Origin of the sequence: Butyrivibrio sp. FCS006, from assembly GCF_000424525.1 — a bacterium.
In the GTDB taxonomy this organism is placed as follows: domain Bacteria; phylum Bacillota; class Clostridia; order Lachnospirales; family Lachnospiraceae; genus Butyrivibrio.
Genome location: NZ_AUKB01000008.1, coordinates 95,944 through 121,974, shown reverse-complemented (window position 1 = coordinate 121,974; position 26,031 = coordinate 95,944). Strand labels below are relative to the sequence as shown.

General features: G+C 44.0%; 22 protein-coding genes and 1 other RNA gene. 3 read left to right on the top strand and 20 right to left on the bottom strand.

Translation table 11 applies throughout. From position 1 onward, the window contains the following. Nucleotides 1-16 precede the first annotated feature (16 nt). From G633_RS0100545 to G633_RS0100535, 3 genes are read right to left on the bottom strand one after another with little or no spacing between them, the layout of a single operon-like run. A complete protein-coding gene (locus G633_RS0100545; protein ID WP_026518777.1) occupies nt 17-934 on the bottom strand; it encodes a DUF7916 family protein in 918 nt (305 codons plus the stop codon). 22 nt (nt 935-956) lie between these two features. After that, on the bottom strand, nt 957-2,297 hold the full coding sequence (locus G633_RS0100540; RefSeq protein ID WP_026518776.1) for an MATE family efflux transporter: 1,341 nt from the start codon (nt 2,295-2,297) through the stop codon (nt 957-959). After that, nucleotides 2,294-3,340, bottom strand: a complete 1,047-nt coding sequence (locus tag G633_RS0100535) for a M42 family metallopeptidase (RefSeq protein ID WP_026518775.1) — start codon at nt 3,338-3,340, stop codon at nt 2,294-2,296. Before G633_RS0100535 ends, G633_RS0100540 begins: the two co-directional genes overlap by 4 nt. Before the next feature lie 118 nt (nt 3,341-3,458). Between G633_RS0100535 and G633_RS0100530 the strand changes: the two genes are divergently transcribed. Continuing rightward, nucleotides 3,459-4,484, top strand: a complete 1,026-nt coding sequence (locus G633_RS0100530) for a DUF2804 domain-containing protein (RefSeq protein ID WP_026518774.1) — start codon at nt 3,459-3,461, stop codon at nt 4,482-4,484. 5 nt (nt 4,485-4,489) lie between these two features. On the opposite strand, the gene rsmH is transcribed toward G633_RS0100530, so the two are convergent. From rsmH to pheS, 7 genes are all read right to left on the bottom strand, one after another. Then, nucleotides 4,490-5,542, bottom strand: a complete 1,053-nt coding sequence (gene rsmH / locus G633_RS0100525; protein ID WP_035770355.1) for a 16S rRNA (cytosine(1402)-N(4))-methyltransferase RsmH — start codon at nt 5,540-5,542, stop codon at nt 4,490-4,492. Between the two features lie 45 nt (nt 5,543-5,587). Further along, nucleotides 5,588-6,772 carry a nucleotide sugar dehydrogenase gene (locus G633_RS0100520; protein ID WP_026518772.1) on the bottom strand — a complete coding sequence of 395 codons (1,185 nt, stop codon included), beginning with the start codon at nt 6,770-6,772 and terminating at the stop codon, nt 5,588-5,590. Beyond that, nucleotides 6,769-7,125: a PilZ domain-containing protein gene (locus tag G633_RS16880; RefSeq protein WP_022767339.1), complete on the bottom strand. Its 357-nt coding sequence runs from the start codon at nt 7,123-7,125 to the stop codon at nt 6,769-6,771. The genes G633_RS0100520 and G633_RS16880 overlap by 4 nt, the downstream gene beginning before the upstream one ends. Before the next feature lie 67 nt (nt 7,126-7,192). Further along, nucleotides 7,193-8,254 (bottom strand): tRNA preQ1(34) S-adenosylmethionine ribosyltransferase-isomerase QueA, encoded by a 1,062-nt coding sequence (gene queA / locus G633_RS0100510; protein WP_196804206.1) that lies wholly within the window; start codon nt 8,252-8,254, stop codon nt 7,193-7,195. Nucleotides 8,255-8,265: 11 nt separating this feature from the next. Further along, complete coding sequence (locus G633_RS0100505) at nt 8,266-9,765, bottom strand: aminopeptidase (protein ID WP_022767341.1); 1,500 nt, start codon at nt 9,763-9,765, stop codon at nt 8,266-8,268. Between the two features lie 80 nt (nt 9,766-9,845). Next, a complete protein-coding gene (gene pheT / locus G633_RS0100500) occupies nt 9,846-12,266 on the bottom strand; it encodes a phenylalanine--tRNA ligase subunit beta (RefSeq protein WP_026518770.1) in 2,421 nt (806 codons plus the stop codon). Between the two features lie 18 nt (nt 12,267-12,284). Further along, nucleotides 12,285-13,331, bottom strand: coding sequence for a phenylalanine--tRNA ligase subunit alpha (pheS, locus tag G633_RS0100495; protein ID WP_026518769.1), 1,047 nt, complete (start codon nt 13,329-13,331; stop codon nt 12,285-12,287). A gap of 389 nt (nt 13,332-13,720) precedes the next feature. On the opposite strand from pheS, the gene G633_RS0100490 reads away from it, so the two are divergent. After that, complete coding sequence (locus G633_RS0100490; RefSeq protein ID WP_022767344.1) at nt 13,721-14,605, top strand: DegV family protein; 885 nt, start codon at nt 13,721-13,723, stop codon at nt 14,603-14,605. Nucleotides 14,606-14,654: 49 nt separating this feature from the next. On the opposite strand, the gene G633_RS0100485 is transcribed toward G633_RS0100490, so the two are convergent. The 9 genes from G633_RS0100485 to G633_RS0100450 form a co-directional block, all read right to left on the bottom strand. Next, nucleotides 14,655-16,316, bottom strand: coding sequence for a putative bifunctional diguanylate cyclase/phosphodiesterase (locus G633_RS0100485; RefSeq protein ID WP_022767345.1), 1,662 nt, complete (start codon nt 16,314-16,316; stop codon nt 14,655-14,657). A 93-nt stretch (nt 16,317-16,409) separates the two neighbouring features. Further along, a complete protein-coding gene (locus tag G633_RS0100480) occupies nt 16,410-16,688 on the bottom strand; it encodes an HU family DNA-binding protein (protein WP_013280467.1) in 279 nt (92 codons plus the stop codon). Nucleotides 16,689-16,799: 111 nt separating this feature from the next. Then, nucleotides 16,800-18,059, bottom strand: coding sequence for a 6-phosphofructokinase (locus G633_RS0100475; protein WP_022767346.1), 1,260 nt, complete (start codon nt 18,057-18,059; stop codon nt 16,800-16,802). An 84-nt stretch (nt 18,060-18,143) separates the two neighbouring features. Next, a complete protein-coding gene (locus tag G633_RS0100470; RefSeq protein WP_242826699.1) occupies nt 18,144-19,226 on the bottom strand; it encodes an endonuclease/exonuclease/phosphatase family protein in 1,083 nt (360 codons plus the stop codon). A gap of 60 nt (nt 19,227-19,286) precedes the next feature. Then, nucleotides 19,287-19,505: a hypothetical protein gene (locus G633_RS0100465; protein WP_022767348.1), complete on the bottom strand. Its 219-nt coding sequence runs from the start codon at nt 19,503-19,505 to the stop codon at nt 19,287-19,289. A 49-nt stretch (nt 19,506-19,554) separates the two neighbouring features. Continuing rightward, nucleotides 19,555-20,697, bottom strand: coding sequence for an AI-2E family transporter (locus tag G633_RS0100460; protein WP_026518768.1), 1,143 nt, complete (start codon nt 20,695-20,697; stop codon nt 19,555-19,557). Nucleotides 20,698-20,713: 16 nt separating this feature from the next. After that, nucleotides 20,714-21,631, bottom strand: coding sequence for a YihY/virulence factor BrkB family protein (locus tag G633_RS0100455; protein ID WP_022767350.1), 918 nt, complete (start codon nt 21,629-21,631; stop codon nt 20,714-20,716). A 68-nt stretch (nt 21,632-21,699) separates the two neighbouring features. Next, nucleotides 21,700-21,908: non-coding RNA, 6S RNA (ssrS, locus tag G633_RS19635), on the bottom strand. 82 nt (nt 21,909-21,990) lie between these two features. Then, entirely contained in the window at nt 21,991-23,814 is a 1,824-nt protein-coding gene (locus G633_RS0100450; protein WP_035770352.1) for an aminopeptidase P family protein, read from the bottom strand. 101 nt (nt 23,815-23,915) lie between these two features. Here G633_RS0100450 and deoC point away from each other — a divergent pair, with 101 nt between their 5' ends. Next, nucleotides 23,916-24,575, top strand: a complete 660-nt coding sequence (gene deoC / locus G633_RS0100445; RefSeq protein ID WP_022767352.1) for a deoxyribose-phosphate aldolase — start codon at nt 23,916-23,918, stop codon at nt 24,573-24,575. A gap of 65 nt (nt 24,576-24,640) precedes the next feature. Here deoC and G633_RS0100440 read toward each other — a convergent pair whose 3' ends face one another. Then, complete coding sequence (locus tag G633_RS0100440) at nt 24,641-26,011, bottom strand: citrate/2-methylcitrate synthase (RefSeq protein WP_022767353.1); 1,371 nt, start codon at nt 26,009-26,011, stop codon at nt 24,641-24,643. Nucleotides 26,012-26,031: the final 20 nt, after the last annotated feature.

The following is a 26,031-nucleotide window of genomic DNA, read 5'->3' as shown; positions in this document are numbered from 1 at the left end:
TTCCGCTCATAACAGCTTATCTTCTCGCGCTTGCTGCCATACGGTGATAGGTATGACGTATGCCACGTATACTGATGCTGTAGGCCATGATGTTCTTAGGCGCAGCAATACCGGGATGACCGCTGTCTCCAATGTGGTGAATATCGGTTCCTGTCTGCTTACACATAAGAGCAATCTGCTTGATGGTCTCCTCGTCAGTGCCCTCCTGGCTGGTTCCGATGGCAGTCATGGAGAGTCTACCCTTTTTGTGGATATAGCTTACTCTCTCCCTTGCCCATTCCACAGTGATTCCGGGAACAGTTCCCGGCGCAGGAAGAAGAATGATATCAGCACCTGCCTCTGCAAAGGCGTCGATGTCTTCCATAGTCAGGATAGCATCCGCGCCCTCTGTGATGATGCCTGCAGCATGCATCTTGCCGGAGGCGATGATAATATCATCTCCGACAGCTTCTTTTATCTCTCTGATGGCATTAAGAATTCCCTCGTTGGTTACACCGATACCCGGGTTACCGGTTATGAGGATCATGTTGACTCCCATGTCTCTTGCACGAACAGCATTCTCCGCATTTGCTATGCGCCCTTTTGTAAGAGCCCAGGGGTTGTCAGAGCCTTCAATGATCTTGCCCGGCTCCAGATTGATAGCAAGCGGAAGTCCGGTCAGCTCTTTTATCAGGCACGCCGTATCCTCTGCCTTATGCTCAGGAAGGCCCTTAACATCAGGGTTCCAGACATCAAAGATATTGCAGAGAATAAAGTCTGAACCAAAAGCTGCACAGAGCTCGGCATTGGATACGTCCTCGCACTGAGGTGTAAACATACCGATACACTCGGTCATAAGAGTCCTTCCCTCGCTCTCAGCTATAGCGCTAAGGAGATCTTTTTTACCCATCTTCTCAAAATCACTTGCAAAGCTGTTTAAGATTCTTTTACCCATAGTCCATACCCTCACGAATCGCTTATCTGGTCAGATCTTTGACCCATTTATATTTCCTTAGTCTTATCATAACCCACGGAATCTTGCCCACTTCATCAAGGCAGGTGCAGGCGTAAACGGCAAGCGGTGACCAGTGAAATACAAATGCTCCGCACAGCGCCAGAGGAATAGCTATCATCCACATGCTCACTATAAGACTGTAGAGGTCAAATATCGTATCTCCTCCGCCATCAAGAACTCCGTTGATAGTAACTGTGTTGACACATCTTCCGATCATGTAAAAAGACATGATGACCATCATCCAGACAAGATATCCACGGGCTTTGTCAGTAAGAATAACCCCATTAACAACAAGAGGTGTTACGGCCAGTACTATTCCCATGGAAATAAAGCCTATAACAAAAGAAATCTTCGTGAGCCTGATTCCGTATTTTTTGCCCTGTTCAAGGCGACCGGCGCCAAGCTCGTTACCTACAATGATCCCCGCTGCGCTTCCTATACCGTTGCACATGCAGCACACAAGGTCTCTTACTACTGCAGCCACAGAATTGGCAGCTGCTGCGTCAACTCCCATGTGTCCCATGATTGCCGTATATGATGTAAAGCCTACTCCCCAGCACAGGCCACCACCCATAAGAGGCAGACACTGCCTGTAGAAGTCCTTCACAAGCCCACTCGATATACTGAACATACGGCCAAGTGCCGGCCTTATATAGGTATTCTTCGTAGATACTAAAAGACATATAGCCAGCTCTATCACTCTGGCTATTGTGGTCGCAAGCGCTGCTCCCTTGGCTTCCATTGCAGGAATGCCAAAGAGTCCAAAGATGAGAATTGCATTAAATATGATGTTAATTACAACTGCTGCAGAACTGATAAGTGCTCCGGCCTTTACATTCTCGGTGACCTTCATGATAGTAAGATAGCACTGGGAAACTCCGGTTATAAGGTACGACCAGCCGGCTATCCTAAGATATGAACTACCGATGGCAATAAGTTCCTTATCTCCTGCAAATATTGACATCAGCATCCCGGGACAAAACTCGCAAAAGGCAAAGAACAGAACTGATACCATTCCGCAGAACATCAGCATCAGGTCAAATATATCTTCCAGTGTCCTCTTATCGCCCTTGCCCCAGTACTGCGCTCCCAGAATTGCTCCTGCTGCCGTTGCTGCTGAGAGGAACATATTCTGGACAAACTGGATCTGCGTCGCAAGAGAAACTGCCGTCATCTGCGCCTGGGCAACCCGTCCAAGCATAAGGGCATCACAAGCTGCCACCAGCGCCAGCATCAGACTCTGAAGGGCAATTGGCAGCGATATTCTTATTAGATTTCTGTAAAACTGTTTGTTGTCATTCATAGAGCATATCCGATGAGAAGGCGAAGCACGTTCTCAGCACCGTCCCTGTGGCTTCTCTCATAGCCGTGAGAAGCATAAACACCTGCTCCGATAAGGCCGTGCTTAAGATCAACACCGGATCTTAAGGTTGCCTCAACGTCACTTCCGTAGTGAGGGTAGATGTCAACCGCATAGTCGGCACCGCTCTCTTTGGCAGCTGTCACAAGACCTTTTACGATGTCGTAGCTGTAAGGGCCACCACTGTCCTTAGCGCAGATTGATACCTGCTTCTCGGTACATGTAAGTCCATCCCCTACACATCCCATATCCACTGAAATTGCCTCCGTGCAGCCTTCCGGAACACTTCCGCTTCCGCCGTGTCCAACTTCTTCAAACACAGTGATATGAGCATAAAGAGCTCTCTTAGGAGTTACCTTTTTATCCTTGATATATTTGGCAAGTCCCAGAAGAATACCTACGCTGAGCTTATCATCCAGGAATCTTGATTTGATATATCCTGACTTAGTTACTCTCACATTTGGCTCGAAGCATACGATATCGCCAACGGAGATTCCAAGCTTCTCCGTATCCTCTTTCTTCTTCACATCTTCATCAAGAACAACCTCACAGTTCTCCCAGGTTCTCTTGGTATCATCGTACTCGCCGTTTACATGAATTGAGGCGTTGTTGAGCTGGAATGTACCCTCGTAGATTCCGTCAAACTTGGTAACAACTCTGACATTTTCTGTCTCTGCGTTGTTGGGATTCATTCCGCCAAGATTGGTAAGCTGAAGCCTTCCGTTATCTTTGATGGTAGCAACCATTCCGCCAAGGGTATCTGTATGAGCTTCAAGGAGAAGTCCGTTCTTTTTGTCCTTGCCTGTAAGGTCAACTATAATGCCTCCCTTATTTGTGATCTTTGTCTTAAATCCAAGGCTCTCGAATTCCTTTTTTACCCAGGCTGCAGCTTCCTTAGTGTACCCTGTAGGTGAGTCGATATTTAACAGTTCTGTTGTCTTATCAACAATAAAATCCGTGTATTTATTAAGCACTATCTTTTTCATTTAAATTCTCCGTTTCATTTATACTTTGATCAAATGTTTGATCATACGTCACGTAAATACATTCTACACCAGTTTGGTGTTAATATAGAAGTAAGAATATTTCATTTAGGAGGGTCATATGGGAAGAAATCACGAAGTCGTTACAAGTCATCCGCTTTTGGACTCTCAGGGCGAACTTACAGAGCCCGGCTGGTCCAGATCTCTTTTGCAAAAATATGACAGATCGGCTATAAAAGCCCCTAAGTGGCGCATCAAAGAATGGGACTACTATCTTGTCCTCTCCGATAAATTCGCCGGAGCATTCACTATCTCCGATGACGGATACATTGGTCTTCAGTCCGTGTCTCTCCTTACATTTGGAGATAAGCCCAAGGAGCACACCGAGACCATCCTGAATACTTTCCCCATGGGAAAGCTTTCTCTTCCGTCGTCCTCGGAAAGCGGCATTACGGAATATAAAGATGACCGCCTGCAGATGAAGTTTGAAGCACTTGACGGCAAAAGGCATATCACTTGCCACTTCGATAACTTCTATAAGGGAAACGCCTTTGAGTGCGATATATATCTCGAGCAGCCAAAGATGGATTCTATGGTAATCGCAACACCCTGGGATAAAAAACACTGTTTTTACTACAATCAGAAGATCAATTGCATGAGAGCCTCGGGCTATATGAGCTATGGCGGCCATAGATATACCTTCAACCCGGCCACGGATTTTGGAACTCTGGACTGGGGCCGTGGCGTCTGGACCTATGACAACACCTGGAACTGGGGTTCAGGTAACTGCGATGTAAACGGAAAAGCTTTTGGTTTTAATATAGGTTATGGTTTCGGCAACACAAAAGCCGCCACAGAAAACATCATTTTCTATGACGGCGTTGCTCATAAACTGGATGATATCACTTTCCATATCCCGGAAAGCTCATATATGGATCCCTGGAAGTTCACATCTTCCGACGGTCGTTTTGAGATGGATTTCGTTCCCGTCCTGGACAGGGCTGCATGTCTTGACTATAAGGTAATAGTCTCAGACCAGCATCAGGTATTCGGAAGACTGACCGGTACAGCAATCCTTGATAACGGCGAAAAAATCCATGTAAAAGACATGATGTGCTTCGCAGAGAAAGTCCACAACAGATATTAATACTCTCATGCCTTAACAGCCCATCTGAGCTTGGTGGATTTACTCCTGGGGTTTATCCTCTGCTCTTCGGCTGAAGGTCTTGTGACGTCCTCTGAGATCTCGCTGTATATTCCTTCTTTGTAAAGTGCCTTAAAAGACTTCTTGACCAGCCTGTCCTCTCCCGAGTGGAATGTCAGGATGGCTACTCTTGCGCCGGGATTTAGAATACCCGGAAGCTTTTCAAGGAATGAATAGAGCACCTCAAATTCGCTGTTTACATCTATTCTAATGGCTTGGAAAACTCTCGCACAGCTCTTTTTGACAGCGTCCTTTTTCTCCTCCTTAGGGACCTTCCAAAGGGCAGATTCTATAGCTCCTCTCAGGGCTGTTGTCGTATCCATGGCATCGCCCTTTTTCATTAGTGAAAAGACCTTGTCGGCAATCTCTTCAGCATAGGGCTCGTCAGAGTTTTCTATAAGCATACCAACAAACTCATCTCTGGTGATATTGTGAAGTCTCTCTGCAGCAGACTCTCCGTGCTCAGGATCAAGCCGAAGATCAAGAGGGCCATCAATCTTATATGAAAAGCCCCTCTTGGGATCATCTATCTGCATAGAAGAAACGCCAAGGTCAGCCAGAACAAAGTCAAATTTGCCGGTCTCTTCGCAAACTTTATCTATATTGGCGAAATTGATGAGCCTGAACTTAAATATGTCCTCATCAAAGCCTGCATCCCTAAGTCTCTCCACAGTCTTTTTAGACTCTATTGGATCCACGTCAAGGCCATATACACAACCGCTTCCCTTAAGTTCTTCAAGCATCTTCCTGGTATGTCCGCCATAACCAAGAGTACAGTCAAGCCCCTGCTCACCGGGCTCAATCTTAAGAACCTCCAGGATCTCTTTTACCATAATGGAAATGTGCATTCCTGCAGGAGTTGAGCCCTTGGAGATAACGTGTGCCACAGTGTCGGCATACTTCTCAGGGTTCTGCTCTTTATACTTTTCTTCAAACTTCCTGGGGTATTTACCCGAGTAATGAACTCTTCTTTTATGCTTTTCTTCCATTGTCCCATTCATCCAAAAAGCCCCCTTGGTTATCTGCCAAGGAGGCCTTATTCTCTATTATTCGTTTCCAAACAGATCTCTTGTATAAACCTTGTCCACAACATCCTTAAGCTCATCTGTGAGGCGATTTGCGATGATGAAATCACACTCTTTCTTGAACTTATCAAGGTCTCTTTCTACTTTTGAATTGAAGAAATCGTCATCCTTAAGAGTTGGCTCATAAACCACACACTCGATGCCTCTTGACTTGATTCGCTTCATGATGCCCTGAATGGCTGACTGTCTGAAGTTATCAGAACCGGCCTTCATGGTAAGTCTGTATACTCCAACCTTCTTGGGGTGAAGGGCCCAGACTCTGTCGGCGATGAAGTCTTTCCTTGTCCTGTTGGCATCAACGATGGCTGTAATGAGGTTGTTGGGAACATCCTCATAGTTGGCAAGGAGCTGTTTGGTATCCTTGGGCAGGCAATATCCGCCATATCCAAAGGATGGATTGTTATAAAAGTCTCCTACTCTCGGGTCAAGACATACACCCTGGATGATGTTCCTGGTGTTAAGGCCTCTGACCTCAGCGTAGGTATCAAGCTCATTAAAGAAGGATACGCGGAGCGCTAAATAAGTATTGGCAAAGAGCTTAACGGACTCAGCCTCAGTGCTGTTCATAAAAAGAACATCCACCTTCTCTTTAAGTGCTCCCTGCTTAAGAAGGTCTGCAAACATGTGAGCCTTCTCATCAGCTTCCTCGCTCTGTGTGTTGTATCCCACAATTATCCTTGATGGATAAAGGTTATCATACAGTGCATGTCCCTCTCTTAAAAACTCGGGAGAGAACATGATGTGATTTGTGTGATAGGTCTCTGCGAGTTCCTCTGTATATCCTACAGGTATAGTAGACTTGATTATGATGTAAGCATCAGGATTCTCTTTTCTGACCTGATCAACTACGCTTAAAACCGAAGAGGTATCAAAGTAGTTGAGTTTCTCATCGTAGTTGGTAGGAGTTGAAATGATTACAAAGTCTGCATCCTCATAGGCTTCTGAAGCATTGAGTGTCGCATGGAGTCTTAAATCCTTGGTTGAGAGATACTCCTCAATCTCCTTATCTACGATCGGAGAAATCCTTTTGTTGATCATGTCGACCTTCTCAGGTATGACATCTACTGCAGTTACATCATTAAACTGCGATAAAAGAACTGAATTGGACATTCCTACATATCCGGTTCCCACTACTGCTATTTTCATGAATTATTTTCCTGTTCCTTTAACTGGTCTTCTACGGTCTCATAGACCTCAATTCTCATCTTGTCTGAGTCAGGCATTCCGATAAATATTCCGCCGTACTGGAAAACGTCGTCAACCTTGGCAGCTCTGACAATCTGGACAAACACATGAAGAACTTCCTTAGTCCAAAGAGTAAGGTTAGCCTCATAGTTATTGCCAATAGTAAGCTGGGCATCAGTCGAAAATCCCAGACCGTCTCTCGAACAGTCATGGATCTCAATCTGCGCTGTCTGTGCCTCGTCGTTACCTCCGAGTTTTTTTAGAATGATCTCACCTGTAAGCTGACGTCTTCTGTGTTTTCTCTTTTCTTCCATTGTGCACCCCCGTGGTTTGAAGAATTGATAGTAACCTAGCTTCTTTTATTTTATCACAATTATGGCTCTAATGCTCTTTATCATAGAAAAAGCAAGCGTCACCAAAGGAAAAGAATCTGTATCTCTCCTTTATTGCTTCCTCATATGCTGAAAGTACGTGCTCTCTGCCTGCCAGTGCTGAAACCAGCATAACAAGCGTAGACTCGGGAAGATGGAAATTGGTGATAAGGCAGTCTGTAACCTTAAACTTATATCCGGGGTAGATAAAGATTGAGGTATCATCGGACTTTTCTGTAAGTTTTCCGTTTTCATCCGCAGCACTCTCAATGGTTCTGCAGCTGGTGGTGCCAACACAGATAACTCTGTGGCCGGACTCTTTTGCCCTGTTGATCTTCTCTGCTGCCTCAGCTGTAACCTGATACCACTCTGAATGCATTATGTGTTCTTTGACGTTGGTAACCTTAACGGGTCTGAAGGTACCAAGACCAACGTGAAGGGTTACAAAAGCAAGGTCAATGCCCTTATCTTCTATCTTCTTAAGGAGCTCATTGGTAAAGTGAAGTCCTGCTGTAGGAGCTGCTGCCGAGCCGTCATACTTGGCATAGACAGTCTGGTACATGTTCTTGTCCTGAAGCTTGTGTGTGATATATGGAGGAAGTGGCATCTCGCCAAGTTTATCCAAGACCTCTTCCCATATTCCTTCGTAAAAGAACTTTACCAGTCTGTTACCGTCTTCCACAACCTCAGTTATCTCAGCTGTGAGGATACCGTCACCAAAAGAAACTCTTGCTCCCGGGCGGAGCTTCTTACCAGGCTTAACAAGGCACTCCCAGAGATCTGCTCCCCTTCTCTTAAGAAGCAGTATCTCCACTGCAGCACCTGTCTCTTCCTTTACACCAAGGAGCCTTGCAGGGATAACCTTGGTGTTATTAAGTACAAGGCAGTCCCCGGGCTCTAAATAGTTTATTATCTCACTGAACACATGGTGCTCTACTTCTCCGGTCTTTTTGTCCACTGTAAGAAGCCTGCACTCATCTCTTCTTAAAAGAGGATCCTGTGCTATAAGCTCCTGTGGAAGGTCGAAGTAGTAGTCCGCTGTGCTCAGTCCAATTTCTTTGTTTTCACTCATTATTTTCTATATTACTCGTTTCTAAAATCAATGTTCTGAAGGAATGATACATATCCTCTGTATGCTTCGTAAAGGTCAGCCTTGCTGATAGCCTCCCATGGTGCGTGCATATTAAGAACTGCAACACCGGCATCAATAACGTTCATGCCATAGAGAGCAAGGATGTAAGCGATGGTTCCGCCGCCGCCGACATCAACCTTACCAAGCTCAGCTGTCTGATAAACAATCTTATCCTTCTCGTAAGCCTTTCTGATCTCTGCGATGAACTCAGCGTTTGCATCGTTAGAACCTGACTTGCCGCGGGATCCTGTGAACTTGCTAAATACCAGTCCGCCTCCGAGGTAAGAAGCATTCTTTTTCTCAAAGCATGATGCGTAGCTTGGGTCAAAGCCTGCGTTAACATCAGATGAAAGCATGCATGAGTTTGCAAGACATCTTCTGAGTGCAAGGTCATTGTAACCTTCTTTTGTAAGGTTCATAAGCTCAGCAACAGCGTTCTCAAAGAATCTTGATCTCATACCTGTTGCGCCGACAGATCCGATCTCCTCCTTGTCAACAAGGATACAGCAGGATGTTCTCTTTACATTCTTTACATCAAGGATGGCTCTCATTGAAGGATAAGCACATACTCTGTCATCATGGCCATAGCCAAGGATCATTGATCTGTCAAATCCCGCATCTCTAGCCTTTCCTGCAGGAACGATCTCGAGCTCTGCTGAGATGAAATCATCCTCTGTGATTCCGTAAAGGTCATTGAGGATTGCTACGATTCCGCGCTTAACTGCACCTGAAACCTTACCGCTCTCTTCTTTTTCAGCCTTCTCTGCATCGATCGCATACTGCTCGCCTGCTGAGAGCTTGGTGTTCTTCTTGGCTGCCTTTTCCTTCTCGTCCTTCTCGATAACAAATGGTCTGTTACCTACGATAAGGTCAAGAGCTTCTCCCTCGATAACATTGGAAGCCTTCTTAGCCATCTGATCCTGTGCAAGGTGAATAAGAAGATCTGAAACGAAAAATACAGGATCATCCTCATCCTCACCGACATTAAGCTGAACAGTTGTACCGTCAGTCTTAACGATAACGCCGTGGATTGCGAGAGGCATTGCAACATACTGATATTTCTTGATGCCACCATAGTAGTGTGTATCAAGGTAAGCAATACTGCTGTCCTCATAAAGAGGATTCTGTTTAACATCAAGTCTTGGTGAATCGATGTGAGCGCCAAGAATGTTCATACCTGCTTCCATTGGATCTGATCCGATCTGGAACATGGCGATTGACTTGTTCATCCATACGGAGTAAACCTTATCGCCTTTCTTAAGTTTGGTCTTTCCACCGATGAGAGTATTCAGTTCTCTGTAGCCTGCTGCCTCGATCTCGTTAACGATAGTATCGATAGCTTCTCTCTCAGTCTTGGAATTATCAAGGAATACCTTGTACTGGTCGGCAAACTTATCAACAGCCTTGAGCTGAGTAGCATTGTAAGTTGTCCATGCGTTTATTCTATTCATAAAAACTCCTTTCGAATTAAAAATAGTCATTGCTAACTAGAGCAATGACTATTTTAACACCTGTTTTAGTTTCAATCAAATCAGGTACGGATTTCAATTCCCATGGTGAATGAAAGCTTTCTGAGCATCTTATCAACATAGCCGTTAATAGCCTCATCTGTAAGCTCTTCATCCTTAGGAGTGAAGGTAATTGTGAAGGCCATACTCTTCTTGGTAGGAGGAATTGGAAGTCCCTCATATACATCGAAGAGCTTAACGTCTGTCACATACTTGCATGAGCCGTAGATAGCATCCTCGACCTCTCCGCAGGTAACTGTCTTATCCATGATAAGAGCAAGGTCACGCTTAACGGTAGCAAACTTTGAAAGTGGCTCAAATACAGGAGTCTTGCCATAATACTTATCAAGGAGTGAAAGATCAATCTCACAGATATAAGCAGGAATTCTCATATCAGTCTCATCCTGGATCTCGTAAGTAATCTGTCCAAGGTATCCAACCTCTTCTCCTTCGCAAAGGATCCTGGCAGTTCTGTATGGGTGAAGGAATGTCTTTGTAGCCTGCTCATACTTAAAGCTAATGTGAAGAGTATCAGCAACATTCTCAGCAAGGCCCTTTAATGTGAAGATATCCTCTCCCTCACCGAAAATGCCAATGCAAAGTGTGGCCTTCTCATCAGGATATTCTGTAAGTGGAAGTGACTTTGGAACAAATTTGTTACCAAGCTCAAACAGTCTTCCTTCAAGAGTACCCTTCTTCTGGTTTCTTGCAATAGCGTGGATCATCTGAGCTGCAAGAGTTGTTCTCATGATTGAGAGATCTTCATTTATAGGATTAAGGATCCTGATGGCATTTCTCTCAGGTGCATTCTCTTCGAATCCAAGAAGATCAAGGTCGCTTGGTGAGAAGAATGAGTAGTGCATGCATTCATATGCACCCTGAGCGCAAAGAGCTCTCTTGATCCTGAGCTCAGTCTTCTGTCTTAAGTTTCTGCCACCTACTGTAACGTTACAATCCTTAAGGAATGTAGCCTTAACGTGGTCATATCCATACATACGGATAAGCTCTTCTGCGATATCAGGATAATCTTCCATATCCTCACGATATGCAGGAATCTTGATGGTGAGCTCGTCTCCGTTAATAACAGGCTCAAAGCTTAAGTTTGTAAGGATTCTCTTGATCTCATCTGTAGGAACTTCAATACCAAGAACTCCGTTTACTTTTGCTATGGAAGCCTTCATCTCTTTCTTCTCAAGGCTGTTTCCGGTATTGATATCAACATGAGTCTTGGATACCTTACCTGCGCCAAGCTGTTCAATAAGATGAAGAGCTCTCTTCATGGCGATAACAGTTGTATATTCGTAAACACCCTTTGCGAAAGCAGCTGATGAGTCAGAAGACTGTCCCAGTGCTCTTGAGCTCTTACGGATATTGTCACGCATGAACTTGGCAGCTTCGAAAGTAACTGTAGTTGTTGTATCACGGATCTCTGAGTTAAGGCCTCCCATGATACCTGCAAGAGCTACAGGTTTAACGCCGTCGCAGATCACAAGATTGTCAGTTGTGAGCTCAAACTCGTTCTCATCAAGAGTTACAATCTTCTCACCCTGCTTAGCACGTCTTACAACGATCTTATTTCCCTCAAGGAAGTTACCGTCAAAAGCATGCATAGGCTGTCCAAGCTCTCTCATAATATAGTTTGTGATATCAACGATATTATTGATTGCGTTATTGCCTACCATAGCAAGTCTTCTCTTCATCCAAAGAGGGCTCTCGCCAAGTTTTACATCATATACATAGTGTCCGATATATCTTGGGCAAAGATCGGGATCTTCTACTGTTACACTAAATCCCTCATTTTCAACGTCTGTCTCTGTGTATGATAAGTCAATCTCTTTTAATGGCTTATCAAGTGCAGCAGCAACTTCTCTTGCAAGACCGTAGATACTCTGACAGTCAGGTCTGTTTGCTGTGATTGAAACATCAAAGATCCAGTCATCAAGGCCGAGGATAGGCTTAACATCAGCGCCAACCTCTGTGTCCTCAGGGAAAACAAGAAGTCCGTTGTAGCCGGCTCCGGGATACATATCCTCGTTAACACCGAGCTCAACGCCCGAGCAGAGCATACCCTCTGAATCGTAACCGCGAAGTTTACCCTTCTTGATTGTAGCAACACCGATTACTGTCACATGGTCTCTCTCGGTCTCAATAACTGTAGCTCCAACAAGAGCCAGAGGATACTTTCCTCCTGCCTGAACGTTGTCTGCTCCGCAGCATACCTGGAAAGTTCCATGCTCACCAGCATTTACGGTACATACATGAAGATGGGTCTCGGGAATAGGTTCACAGGTCTCTACCTGTCCAACTACAACCTTGGATATGTCTTTTCCCACTTCCCAGCACTCTTCAACCTCGAATCCACAGTCGAAAAGCTTCTTCTCAAGTTCTTTTGGTTCAATATCTATATCAACAAAATCTTTAAGCCAACTTAAAGGTACTAACATTTTCGGTTTCCTCCTAAATTATTCGTAGTGATCAATCTGCTTAAGAACATCAAGATCTGACTCATATAAAAGCTTGATGTTGTTGATGCCGTATTTGAGCATTGTTGCACGCTCGATACCGATACCAAAAGCAAATCCGCTGTACTCTTCTGAATCAATTCCGCAGTTCTCCAAAACCTTCTTGTTAACTACGCCGGCTCCGAGAACCTCGATCCAGCCTGTACCCTTACAGAGGTTACATCCCTTACCGCCACATGCGAAGCAGCTGCAGTCAACCTCAACTGAAGGCTCTGTAAATGGGAAGTATGAAGGACGAAGTCTTGTTGTTGTTCCCTCACCGAAGATCTTCTGAGCAAAGGTTTCCAAAGCACCCTTAAGGTCGCAGAGAGTAACATTCTTGTCAACTACAAGGCCTTCCATCTGTGAGAACATAGGTGAATGAGTTGCATCATCATCTGAACGGAAAACCTTACCGGGAGATAATATCTTGATCGGAGGCTTCTTGTTCTCCATAACATGGATCTGACCTGATGAAGTCTGTGTTCTTAAGAGGAACTCAGGGCTTAAGTAGAATGTATCCTGCATATCTCTTGCAGGGTGATCGGCGGGTGTATTAAGAGCTGTGAAATTGTAATAGTCATTCTCAATCTCAGTACCCTCATAAATTTCAAACCCCATTCCTGCAAATATGTCGATGAGAGTCTCTCTCATCTGTGTTACAGGATGAAGATTGCCCTGATAACGCATCTTGGCAGGCATTGTTACGTCCTGCTTCTCTCTCTCATATCTTGCCTTAAGCTCTTTCTCTTTCATCTTCTTGTCAAGCTCATCGAACTGAGCAAGAGCCCACTGCTTAAGTTCATTAACGTTTTTGCCGTATTCTGCACGATCCTCTGCGGCAATATTCTTCATCTCCTTCATAAGAGCTGAGATCTTACCGGTCTTGTTGTCCAAAAAGCTCTTTCTAAGCTCATATACAAGCTTGGAGCTGTCAAGCTTTTCGGAATTAGCCTTGATTTCTTCACGAATCGCTTCAATTTGCTGATGTAATGCGCTGTTTTCCAAATTTCCTTCCTCCTGAAAAAATAATTGTACACTCTACACAAAAGAAAATCCCTTGTGTAGCGTAAATCTACACAAGGGACGAATTGATCGCGGTACCACCCTTATTCCTGACTAAAAGTCAGACACTCATTTTAAAGGTATGCTCCGGTGCGAAATTTCCAATATATCCTGATCTTATGGAGCTTCCAGCCGATGACTCCAATTCTCTGTAAGAAGAATATATCTTCTCGGGCTATCGCCCACACCTTCATTGCATATAAATATTTAACTTAAATTATTTTATTTTGCAAAAGAGTTTTTGTCAATCCTTCTTACTTTTCTTGCTAGATATCCCACAATAATGTTATTATAAGCTAGATGTTAACATTCATTCGGAGGAGTAACTTACTATGGATTACGTTTTAAGCTGTTGTTCTACTGCTGATCTTACAGCAGAGCATTTTAAAGAAAGAGATATCAGCTACGTCTGCTTCCATTTCAATATCGACGGAAAAGATTATCCTGATGACCTGGGCGTATCTTATCCCTTCAAGGATTTCTATGATGCCATGGCCAAGGGTGCAATGACCAAGACTTCACAGGTTAGTGTCGGCGAGTATGTAGACTACTTCGAGGAAATCCTCAAGCAGGGAAAAGACATACTTCACCTTACCTTAAGCTCCGGAATATCCGGAACTCTTAACTCAGCAACCATTGCAAGAGATCAGCTCAGAGAAAAATATCCCGACAGAAAGCTCTATGTTGTGGATTCTCTCGCAGCATCAGCTGGATACGGACTTGTAATGAACAAGCTCGCAGACCTTCGTGATAGCGGAATGAACATTGATGAACTCTATGAGTGGATCATCGAGCATAGGCTTGAATGCCAGCACTGGTTCTTTGTTACAGATCTTACCTACCTAGTAAGAGGCGGTCGTGTTTCCAAGGCAGCCGGCCTTATCGGCGGAGCCCTTAAGATATGTCCTCTTCTCAACGTTGATTATCAGGGAAGACTTATCGTTCGTTCCAAACTTCGTGGAATCAACGCAGTCATGAAGGCTCAGGTAGCCAAGATGGAAGAACTTGCCGAGAACGGCCTTGACTACGATGGTGACTGCTACATTTCAAACTCAGATTGCTACGAAGAAGCAAGAGCTGTTGCAGACCTTATTGAGTCCAAGTTCCACAACTTAAAGGGCAAGGTTAAGATTGTGAGCATCGGAACCACAATCGGAAGCCATACAGGTCCCGGAACAGTTGCACTGTTCTTCTGGGGCAGCAAGAGAGTCGACTGACGAATAGCAAAATAAAACGCTGACTGATATTTTTCAGTCAGCGTTATTTTTATTCATCATATACGCCCTTTTGAAGTCTCTTTTCAAAGTCCTTTTTGGGCATAGGGTTGTCATATAAGAATCCCTGAACCACATGGCAGCCTATATTCTTAAGGAGCTGAGTCTGATCAGGTCTCTCCACTCCCTCCGTCACCACATCTATTCCAAGTTCATTGGCCATGGTAACAATATTCCTAAGGACTATCTCATCACTGGAATTAAGCTCTTCATTGTTGATAAAAGACCTGTCGATCTTAATCACAGATACAGGGAAATCCCTTAGAGTCGACAGAGATGAATAGCCTGTTCCGAAATCATCGATAGCTGTTGCTATTTCACCTTCTTTGAGCCTTGAAAGGAAGTTCGTCATAAGAACTCGCTCATCCTCACTGGCAGTCTCTGTGACCTCAATTTCGATATATTTCCTGTCTATACCATAGCTGTCAATGGTATCCATGATCTCTTTTGCCAGATCCTTAAAGCCAAGGTCTCTTCTGGAAAAATTAACAGAGATAGGCACCGGTGATATTCCATTGTCCTGCCACTCTTTAATGTACTCACAAGTCTTTTTCAGAACGTAGAGGTCAAGAGATGCTACCATGCCCTCCTGTTCCAAAATAGGCACAAATTCTGTCGGATAAAGAACTATTCCGTTGCAGAACCATCTTGCCAAAGACTCGGCTCCCACAATCCTGCCGGTCTCTGTATCAACCTTGGGCTGAAGATAGATTCTGAACTCATCGTTGGCAAGAGCTTCCTCATATCTGTCCTCAATCTGCTTCTGACGGTATATTCTGGTACTCATTGCCTTATTTACAAATACATAGGGTTTATTAGCCACATTCTTGGCATAATTGCAAGCCATGCTGGCTCTTGATATTACCTGGCCGGGGCCCTTCATTGATTCATCAATGGCATATACTCCGGTGACTGCAGAGATGTTAATCTCATCTTCTCTGTCGTTTTTAATTCCAATAACCGGAATTGATGAAACATACTTCAAAAAGCTCTTGGTTCTATCTTTCTTGATAAGAGCAGTAAAATTATCTCCTCCGAAATGAGCGATTATCTCGCCGGGCTCTATAAACTCATTGAGCTTCTTCGCATAGCGCTTCATGATTTCATCGCCCTCTTGTATTCCGTATCTCCTGCTTATAAGGCCAAAGCTCTTGAGATTGAGGAAAAATGCGTCATACTGAAGGATCTCTCCTGAGGCAAACTTTTCTCCGACAAAGGCAAGAAAGCCTCCGGAATTGGGAAGCCCTGTAAGATACTGAGTAAATGCGCTGTTCTTAACAATGCTTATTAAAAGAAATCTCTCCATGTGGAAAGACAAGACGTCCATTATCAGCGAAAAATTCTTGTATTCCGCGTCATTAAGTCTCCTGCCGCCTGAAAGATAGACATAATAAGTAACTGTCCTATCTCCTGCCATACTGCTCTTGAACATATAGTCAGGCTCTTCTTTTTCAATTGTAGGGCCAAATAACGGGATGACGGTGTCAGGCTCTCCGGCCTTATCCGAAGTGGGCTTAAAAGAAACAACGGAAACAATAGAACGAAGTGAGTATTCCTTAGACAAATCAGCCAGCGCGCTGGGAGTTATTTCAGGAGTCACTTCTTCCTCAGATAGTATTTGAACAAAATTTTCAAAGCTTTTTTCAAATGACATCAGATTGTCCCGCCCAATAGAGAATATATACACATAATAACACAAAAAAAAAAGACTGTGCAATAATGCACAGCCTTTTTCGTATAGTAAAAATTATTTCTTGTTAACAAGATCCTTAAGAGCCTTACCAGCCTTGAACTTAGGTGCTACAGAAGCAGGAATCTTGATAGCAGCGCCAGTCTGAGGATTCTTACCTGTTCTAGCAGCTCTCTTAGTTGTCTCGAATGTACCGAAGCCAACAAGCTGAACCTTACCCTTTTTCTTGAGCTCCTTTGTTACAGTGTCTGTGAAAGCGTTCAGTGCTGCAGCCGCATCCTTCTTAGAAAGTCCAGCTTCCTTTGCGATTGCATCGATAAGTTCTGTCTTATTCATTTGGTTTCCCTCCAAAAAAGAAATTATTTACTACATTGCCTATTCTACTATAGTTTTGTGCACATAACAAGTTTTTATGTGATTTTGTTCAGAAAAATCAAGTGATTCAGCTTACAGAATGTCCTGGAAGCCAGGTCTGTAGAGGTGTCTCGGGATACCATCAACCATGATAGGTCCTACATCACCCTGAATAAGCGGTCTTACATAGGTAATAAACTCGTTAGTTACATATGTGCCGTCCTTGTTGATCCAATCTCTCGGAACTGTTCTCTCGTCGTTAGCGATCTTGTGAACATCCTTAACCTCTGTTCCTGCCTGATAAGGATCATCTGAAAGTCTCTCGATAACAACCATCTTGCCGCTGTCGCCTTCGTCAGCTGCCTTCATAGCTGCACCACCGACCTCATAAGCCTCAAGGATATCTACACGTGAAGCACAGTGGCTTGCTGCTCTCTGAAGTGTTGAAAGCTCGATAGGACGAGTCTTGCATCCGCACTCCTTGGAAACAACTTCGCAGAGGTATCTTGCTGTACCTGTAAGCTGCTTGTGTCCGAAAGCATCAACATAATCAATGCTGTTTCCGAGCTCACTTACATACTTGCCGTCCTTAGTTCTGATACCCTCAGATACTGCTACAACAACAGATGCCTTGCTCTTTAAGAGACCTTTGATCTTCTTGATGAACGCATCCATATCAAATGGCAGCTCAGGAAGATAGATTGCATCAGGTCCGTCACAGTCCTCGCCCTTTGCAAGAGCTGTAGCGCCTGTAAGCCATCCTGCGTTTCTTCCCATAACCTCAACGATGATAACCTGTCCACTGGTTGTCTCAAGTGACCAGCTGTCTCTGATGATCTCTTTTACAGAAGTACCGATGTACTTAGCTGCTGAGCCGTATCCAGGTGTGTGGTCTGTAAGAGCCAGATCGTTATCAATTGTCTTAGGGCAGCCTACAAATCTGATGTTAGATCCTGAAATGATGGCATAATCTGAAAGCTTCTTGATGGTATCCATTGAATCGTTACCACCGATGTAGATGAAGCAGTCAATCTGAAGCTTATCGAGAATCTCAAATATCTTCTCGTAGATCTCTTTGCTCTCAAAAATCTCAGGAAGCTTAAATCTGCATGATCCAAGATATGCTGAAGGTGTTCTCTTCAAAAGCTCAATATCAAGACCTGACTGAATATGATCAGAAAGATCAACATATCTGCCTTCCATAAGCCCCTGAACACCGTGGATCATTCCATATACCTTCTTGTATCCACGGTCAATCGCAGTCCTGTATACTCCTGCCAGCGATGAATTGATTGCCGCTGTAGGGCCTCCCGACTGTCCAACGATTACGTTACGTTTTGCCTTGTGTACCATTAACTCCTGTCCCCTTTCAAAATATAGTTGCTAAAAAACCTTATCTAATATTATATTCGATTAAACGTTTACTGTCACGAAAAATCAGCGAAGTTTGAAGTCCATTACCACAGGATTATGATCACTGCATACAAATCCGAGATCATCTGTGTAAACCTGCTCTACTTCAATGTTTTTCGAGACGATATAACCGTCAATCACATAATATTGGAATTCACTGTAATCCTTGCTCGGTGCATCAGCAAGTACCTTGTCCAGCGATCTGCATGTAGGCACGCCGGAATCGGTCAGAAACTTAAAATCATCCCCATACTCTGAAACATCTATAGATCCGGCCTGCCAGACTCCATCAAGAGCAGCATACTTGCTTATATCCACATTTGAAAAAGTCTGATTAAAGTCACCGCCGGCTATAACGTAGTTACCCTTCTCCACTTCATCCATAAGGACCTGTTTAAGACGCTTTGTCTGGGCAATCTTACCTTCTCCTGAATCATAGGCCTCCAGATGAAGATTTATCAAAACCAGCTCCTTGTCACTTCCCTCCACCGGGAATCTCATAACTTCAAGGCCTCTCTTTAAATTAAAGGTCCTGAGCGGCCATTTGAACGGACAAGGAAGTGCAAGACGATCAGCCTCAGCCATCTGGAACTTACTAAATGCCACAAGTCCGCTGTGGACCTTGCCTATAGGCGGCATTGGAAGTGGAACAAAACTAACCTTAAAGTTATAGGCAAAAATATTATTCCCGCCAAACACATCTGCTGATGAATGTTCCATCAGATACTGTGGCTCATTTATAAAATACGATCTTGCTGCACTGAGGTCAGTTTCCTGGGTTATTAAGATATCGGGTGCTATCTTATCCACTTCAGCTGCGATATCATCCAGATTCTTTTTTACCCTCTCCTCGTCGGCAGAATATACCATCTTACCGCCATCCATAAAAAAGTCTGCATTGTCACCAAGAGCTCCGTACCCCACATTCCAGCTCATAACACGAATGCTCTTTCCCTTTGTAGGATGCGCTGTAGCCTCTCCGGCTACTTCCAGAGGCTCTACCTCACCCGGCCTGTACTCATCAACGGTAAGATAAGCCACCACTGTAACTGCAACAAGCGCTACCAGCAAAAGAATAATTCCAATGGCCTTTAATACCTTCTTCATAATTTTCTCCATACATAAAAGGAGCTTCTTATCGAAGCTCCCGGTTCTTTAGTGGTTTTTTTAGAAATCCTCTTCTTCGATAGCAAGTTTCCTGCCCTGGGACTTACCAATGCTGTATGCGATTGAAGCTATTACTATCACTGATACTGTAGCTACAACGCAGCCAATAAAGAGTTTTCTCTTTCCATCATCAAGGCCTTCCCAGAAGTCCATCACTTTGTCTATCTTTTCCTTGGCAAATTCAATTGCACCATCGATAAAATTCATTACATAGTCCATAATATACCCCCTTTATTGATTCAATATGTAGTAATCCCATATACGTTCTCTACAATTTATTGTACCGCTTTGCCTGTCTCTGCTCAAGTTTTTTTATAACAAAATCTTTCCAGGTAAAATCAATAATTGCCGCAAAAGGAATAGCTAAAAGAATACCGCCAACACCAAAGAGTCTTCCGCCTAGTACGATGGCTATCAGTATCATAAGAGCCGATACGCCGAGACTTCCGCCAAAGAGCTTGGGCTTTATTATGTATCCGTCCAGAGTCTGAAGTATTACGGTAAATATCAAAAACCACAGCGCATACCATGGTTCTACCAGTACCAGAACAAAGGCGCCGATAAGAGCTCCGACGATAGGACCAAAAGTTGGTGCCAGGTTAGTAACTCCTACAATCACAGAAATAAGAGCTGCATAAGGCATTCTCATTATCACCATAAACAGGAAGTTTACTACTCCAACGATGAGACCGTCTATAACATCAACACTGATATATCTGATAAGGATGACATTGCATCTGTCCAAAAACTCCGTTGCCTTGGTAAAGGATTCCGGCTTCATGATCAGAGCCATAAACCTTCCAACCCCGCCTGTGATTCTGCGCTTATCCAAAAGGAAATAAACCGCAAGAATGAAGGCAATCACCAGATCAAATACACCTCTTCCGACATTTGCCGTACCACCTACAAAGGATTCCATGTTGTCCGAGAAGTATGAGCTTATCTTTTCAAGGATGCGATCACCAAAATTAGCCAAAGATGCAAAATCGAGGCCGAAAAATCCCTTGGATCCTGACTCAAACCTTCTTAGGAACTCCTGAAGTGTACTTACATAGGTATCCATATTTGAAACCAGCGTTGCAACGCTGTCCACAAGCTGAGGAATAAGTGCCACAAACAATAGAACGATGCAGAGCACAAGCACTATCAGTGCACAGATACAGGACAGCGACCATCTTGTCTTCTCACTCTTTAATTTATGGAAAACCTTCCTGTCAAAAAAGTTCGCCAGTGGATTGATGACATACGCAACTATAATTCCGGAGATAATAGGTCTGAGGAAAGAAAAGAAAGACCCCAGTGCGCTGAACAGATCTCCCAGATGTGCGAGTATCATAAACAGAATTACCGCACTACAGGTAGCAACCGTGTATGCAAACCACTTTTTCTTTTTCCACTTTCCAAACTTCATTATGCTGTCTCCTTTTTTAGCCAAACTCGTTGTATTTTCTTGGTTTACGAAGCTGTCTTGTGCTCTTTTTCTTAGCCTTCTCCCTGACTTTCCTCTGGTGATGATCATCATATAAAACCTTCACCGCCGGATGGAAGAATCTGTTTATAAAAGCCCCTATAAGAAAGATCGAGATACAGAAGTACAGCCAGATCATCATGATCAGCGGAGTTGCAATGCTTCCGTAAACCGAGAAGTATCCGGACATATTTACATATATTGAGAAGAGCCATGAAAAGAGATACCACACCACAGCGGAAAATATAGCTCCCGGAAGCTGATAGACAAAAGTCATCTTGGCACTGGGAACAAAGGTGTAGATCAGGGCAAAGAAAAAGGTCGACACTGCGATCACCACTAAAAACTTGAGATACGACGATAATGAAATAACAAACATTATGCTTGGGAAGTGGCTTACTGCAATGTTTCTCACAACTCTCTCAAATACCATTATAAGCAGCATAACAAGCATGATCGCTATCATTGCCAGTGTATAAAGTGCTGCGATAAATCTGAGGTGGAAATAGTTTCTGCGCTCCTCTACATCGTAGATACAGTTAAGTCCTCTTATGATGGAGAGCATACCAAGGGCACCTGACCAGATGGTAGCAAGAGCTGATATAGAAAAAACTGCCACTGACTGTTCATAGGCTTCATCAATGAGCTTAAGAATAATACCATCCGCAAAATCAGGAGTTATGTCTGTAAGCGCCTTGACAAGATCCGCCTCAGTAACAGCGGTATATGGCAGTGTGGAAGAAATCAGAATGAGCAGGGGAACGATGGAGATGATAAAGAAATACGCACAGCTTCCGGCGAAGGCAGCGATATTCTTTTTTTGCATCTTGTACGCAAAATCTTTTCCCAAAGATATAAGCGCAGCCTTTACATCCATACACTTTTCCTCACGATAGTAGCCACATTGAAAAAGCAGCCACCGAAATGACTGCTTTTATAGTCTAAAGCATTCCCAAAATGCCGTTTCCTGTTATTTGACTCCTAGCTAACGCCAGGTGGGTTACCGCAACCTGAATTCCTGCCTTCCTCTCCCGTAGCTTGTCTGCGTATACGCAGGGCCGAAGGCGTGGCAATCAAACAGGTAATGTAGGAGTCCCGTTTAAAGTAACTGTAGGTTCAAATTACACAGGAGGTGTCGGACATCCCAGGAGAGCTTATAGCTTTGCTCTAACTTTATTATACGCCCAAGGCGCTTATTTTCAAGGGATTTGGCGTTTTTTTACACTCTTTTTACAATTAAATTTCCCTTGTTGCTTCCCTGAGCCAGTTGAGGATTTTAGGGTCTTTTATAAGGGGACTAACCCTTCTGTAAACCTCTGCATGATAGTCATTAAGAGCCTTTACATCTCTGGGCTCCATGTACTTTTTATCAATTGCTTCAAGGTCGATAGGTGCATAGGTCAAATGAGCAAAATGAAGGAACTGTCCGTACTCATTTGCTTCTCCCTTAACAACTTCAAGGATATTCTCAATTCTGATACCGTACTTGCCCTCGATATAAACACCGGGCTCGTCGGATACGATCATTCCGGGAAGAAGTGGAGCTTCGTTCTGTCCCGGTGTAAATCTCCATCTGATGTTCTGAGGTCCTTCATGGACATTTAAGATATAGCCGATTCCATGGCCTGTGCCATGCTTGTAATCAATTCCCATATCCCAGAGGCACTGACGGGCAAGAATATCCACGTTCTTACCTGAGCATCCTTCCAGGAAGTTGGCATTTGCAAGACGGAGCATTCCTACTACTGTTGCAGTGTAAGTGCGCTTTATCTCATCGCTGATCTCTCCTACAACAATGGTTCTTGTTACATCGGTTGTTCCTCCCATGTAGGTTCCGCCTGAATCAACAAGGAGCATTCCCTCAGGATTAACTACGGCATAATTGTCCTCGGTAGCCTCATAATGAGCCATTGCTGCATTTGCATTGTACGCACTGATAGTAGGGAAAGAGAGCTCAATAAAGCCCGGAAGCTCTGCTCTCATGGAATCGAGCTTCATAGCTGCTGAGTACTCAGTGATCTCTGTTTTGCCTACATTTGCCTTTACCCAGTAGATGAATTCAGTGAGTTTAGCGCTATCGCGAACATATACCTCTCTGATATTCTTTATCTCTGTATCGTTCTTGCAAGCCTTTAAAAGCTCTGTGGGATCCTTTTCGTTTTTCAGGGCAACCTTTGCTTCTTCTGCCTTTTTTACCAGTGTCTTGTATGTAAGGAAGTTGGTATTTCTTTTATCAAATAATACGTTTCCCGGCATGGAAGTCTTGTCAACTTCGTCGATAAGGCTGTGGTAGTCCTTGAGGATAATACCTTCCTTGTCGCAGTATGCCTTTGCGCTGTCCGTGATCTCTTTTTCCTGAACAAAAAGAGTAAACTCATTCTCTGTGATTATTGCGTAGGAAAGAGCTACCGGATTGCACTCAACGTCATTGCCGCGAAGATTTGTAAGCCACATGATATCATCGAGCTTACTGAGCAGATAGAACTTACAGCCTTTCTCTGCCATCTTCTCTCTTACAACAGAGAGTTTCTCCTTAAAGCTCATTCCGCAGAGGTCATCGGGAAGCACGTACATATCATGGCAGGGAAGAGCCGGCCTTTCGGTCCATACATCCTCAGCCAGATCTTTATCAAACTTAAGGGTCACGTTCTTTTCAGAGAGCTTTTTCTCAAGACTCTCACCGATGCTTGTTGATACTACTCTTCCGTCAAAGCCAAGTACCTGTCCCTCTTTCATATTCTCCATGAGATACTCTGTAATGGTTGGCACGCCGGGCTCAAGCATCTTAAAAAGAACTACTCCTGTTCCCTTCATCTGATTCTCAGCCTGGATAAAATATCTTCCGTCGGTCCACATTCCTGCTTCATCCTGACTCACAACCAGAGTTCCGTTTGATCCGTCAAATCCGCAGAAATACTCTCTCACCTTGAAAAAGTCTGCGCTGTACTCTGAGTTGTGAAAGTCAGAGGTCGGCATCATGTAGTAGTCGATTTCCTCTGCTTTCATTTTATTTCGAAGGCGAAGGAGCCTGTCTTTTATCACTGTATTCTCAGCTGGCATTGTTGTTTCCTCCTACATGTTTCTTTTTAACACAGTATAGTTTATAATATTTGTGCTACAAAAAGCAATTTTCATTTTATTGACAAGGAGATAATTCTAACATGGAAGAAAAGGATATTCTTAAACTCATTGATCACACACAGCTTCAGCCCAACGCAACATGGGAAGATATTGTTTCACTTTGTGACGAGGCAGTTAAGTACGGTACTGCAACTGTTTGCATCCCTGCCACATATCTTAAGAGAGTACATGATAAGTATGGTGATAACTTAAAGCTCTGCACAGTTATCGGATTTCCTCTCGGATACAACAGCGCAAACTCCAAGGTTACAGAAGCCAAGGACGCTATAGCTGATGGCGCATCAGAGATTGATACTGTTGTTAACATCAGTGATGTTAAGAATCACAGATATGACGAAGTTAAGAAAGAGCTTGAGATGATCAGAGAAGCTTGCGGAGATAAGCTCCTTAAGGTTATCATCGAGACCTGCTACCTCACAGAGGATGAGAAGGTAGAGCTCTGCAAGATCGTTACAGATGTTAAGGCTGATTACATCAAGACATCTACAGGCTTTGGAACAGCAGGTGCTACTCTTGCTGACATCGAGCTCTTCAAGAAGAACATCGGTCCTGACGTTAAGATCAAGGCAGCCGGTGGAATCCGCACAATCGAGGATGCTCTTGCTTATGCTGAGGCAGGATGCAGCCGTATTGGTTCATCTAAGGTTGCTCCTCTTATCGCAGCCAAGTACGGACTTTAATCCGTAAATAAAGCATTTAAAAGCCCCCGACCACATGGCCGGGGGCTTATTCTGACTAAAATGAATTATCTGTCATCCATCTTTACATATTCTTTTCTGGGTTCTATTGCCATGTATGCAGGACGGATGATCTTACCGTTGTTGGCAAGCTCTTCCATTCTGTGAGCACTCCATCCGACTATCCTTGCGATGGCAAAGATTGTAGGATAAAGCTCTTCCGGAAGGTCAAGCATTCTGTAAACAAAGCCCGAATAGAAGTCGACGTTGGCCGATACACCCTTGTACATGGTGCGCTCGCCTGCAATAAGCTCCGGTGCAAGTCTCTCTACCAGCTCGTAAAGAGCAAGTTCATCTTCCATTCCCTTCTCAGCTGCAAGCTTCTGTACAAAGCTCTTAAGGATAACAGCTCTCGGGTCAGACTTCGAATAGATAGCATGTCCGATACCATAGATAAGTCCCGCCTTATCAAAGGCCTGCTTGTTCAGGATCTTATCAAGGTATGCCTTAACCTCTTCCTCATCCTTCCAGTCCTTAACATTGGCCTCAATGTCATCAAACATATGAACAACCTTGATGTTGGCACCACCGTGTCTTGGTCCCTTTAAAGATCCGATGGCAGCAGCGATTACCGAGTAAGTGTCGGTCATACTCGAGCTCACAACATGAGTTGTGAAGGATGAATTGTTACCACCACCATGCTCCATGTGAAGAACAAGGCAAATATCAAGAAGCTTGGCTTCAAGCTCAGTGTACTGGCTGTCAGGACGCAGCAGATAAAGGATAGTCTCTGCTGTAGAGAGTTCTTCCTTGGGCGGATGAATAATAAGAGAATTTCCCTCATGGTAGTGATTGTATGCATGATACCCGTAAATAGCCAGAAGCGGGAACATACTTATAAGCTGCAGTGACTGTCTCAGAACATTGGGAAGTGAAACGTCATCTGCAAGATCATCGTAGGAATAAAGAGTCAGTACACTCCTTGCCAGAGTGTTCATCATGTCACGGCTCGGAGCCTTCATGATAACATCTCTTACAAAGCTGGGCGGAAGTGACTTATAGATTCCAAGGAGCTTCTCGAACTCAAAAAGCTCTTTTCCCGTAGGAAGCTTATCAAACAGGAGAAGGTAAGCACATTCCTCGAAGGCAAATCTATTCTCCGTAACTGCCGATTCTACCAGCTTGTGTACATCATATCCTCTGAAATATATCTCACCGTCTGCAGGAACTTCCTTGCCATCTACTGTCTTTTTGGCAATGATCTCTGAAATTCTGGTGAGTCCGGTAAGTACGCCCTTACCGTTAAGGTCTCTTAAACCTCTTTTAACATCGTATTTAACAAATAGCTCATTTTCAATGAGATCTGCTTCCCTTGAAAGCTTGGAAAGCTCAATAATCTCGGGTGTGTTTTCTGAGTAATACCCCTTGCCTAGATCCATACGCACCTCCGTTATTTATT

Excerpts from the sequence above, each read along its gene's own strand:
- G633_RS0100545 (WP_026518777.1), bottom strand. The coding sequence starts at position 934 with ATGGGTAAAAGAATCTTAAACAGCTTTGCAAGTGATTTTGAGAAGATG.
- G633_RS0100540 (WP_026518776.1), bottom strand. The coding sequence starts at position 2,297 with ATGAATGACAACAAACAGTTTTACAGAAATCTAATAAGAATATCGCTG.
- G633_RS0100535 (WP_026518775.1), bottom strand. The coding sequence starts at position 3,340 with ATGAAAAAGATAGTGCTTAATAAATACACGGATTTTATTGTTGATAAG.
- G633_RS0100530 (WP_026518774.1), top strand. The coding sequence starts at position 3,459 with ATGGGAAGAAATCACGAAGTCGTTACAAGTCATCCGCTTTTGGACTCT.
- rsmH (WP_035770355.1), bottom strand. The coding sequence starts at position 5,542 with ATGAATGGGACAATGGAAGAAAAGCATAAAAGAAGAGTTCATTACTCG.
- G633_RS0100520 (WP_026518772.1), bottom strand. The coding sequence starts at position 6,772 with ATGAAAATAGCAGTAGTGGGAACCGGATATGTAGGAATGTCCAATTCA.
- G633_RS16880 (WP_022767339.1), bottom strand. The coding sequence starts at position 7,125 with ATGGAAGAAAAGAGAAAACACAGAAGACGTCAGCTTACAGGTGAGATC.
- queA (WP_196804206.1), bottom strand. The coding sequence starts at position 8,254 with ATGAGTGAAAACAAAGAAATTGGACTGAGCACAGCGGACTACTACTTC.
- G633_RS0100505 (WP_022767341.1), bottom strand. The coding sequence starts at position 9,765 with ATGAATAGAATAAACGCATGGACAACTTACAATGCTACTCAGCTCAAG.
- pheT (WP_026518770.1), bottom strand. The coding sequence starts at position 12,266 with ATGTTAGTACCTTTAAGTTGGCTTAAAGATTTTGTTGATATAGATATT.
- G633_RS0100490 (WP_022767344.1), top strand. The coding sequence starts at position 13,721 with ATGGATTACGTTTTAAGCTGTTGTTCTACTGCTGATCTTACAGCAGAG.
- G633_RS0100485 (WP_022767345.1), bottom strand. The coding sequence starts at position 16,316 with ATGTCATTTGAAAAAAGCTTTGAAAATTTTGTTCAAATACTATCTGAG.
- G633_RS0100480 (WP_013280467.1), bottom strand. The coding sequence starts at position 16,688 with ATGAATAAGACAGAACTTATCGATGCAATCGCAAAGGAAGCTGGACTT.
- G633_RS0100475 (WP_022767346.1), bottom strand. The coding sequence starts at position 18,059 with ATGGTACACAAGGCAAAACGTAACGTAATCGTTGGACAGTCGGGAGGC.
- G633_RS0100470 (WP_242826699.1), bottom strand. The coding sequence starts at position 19,226 with ATGAAGAAGGTATTAAAGGCCATTGGAATTATTCTTTTGCTGGTAGCG.
- G633_RS0100465 (WP_022767348.1), bottom strand. The coding sequence starts at position 19,505 with ATGGACTATGTAATGAATTTTATCGATGGTGCAATTGAATTTGCCAAG.
- G633_RS0100460 (WP_026518768.1), bottom strand. The coding sequence starts at position 20,697 with ATGAAGTTTGGAAAGTGGAAAAAGAAAAAGTGGTTTGCATACACGGTT.
- G633_RS0100455 (WP_022767350.1), bottom strand. The coding sequence starts at position 21,631 with ATGGATGTAAAGGCTGCGCTTATATCTTTGGGAAAAGATTTTGCGTAC.
- G633_RS0100450 (WP_035770352.1), bottom strand. The coding sequence starts at position 23,814 with ATGCCAGCTGAGAATACAGTGATAAAAGACAGGCTCCTTCGCCTTCGA.
- deoC (WP_022767352.1), top strand. The coding sequence starts at position 23,916 with ATGGAAGAAAAGGATATTCTTAAACTCATTGATCACACACAGCTTCAG.
- G633_RS0100440 (WP_022767353.1), bottom strand. The coding sequence starts at position 26,011 with ATGGATCTAGGCAAGGGGTATTACTCAGAAAACACACCCGAGATTATT.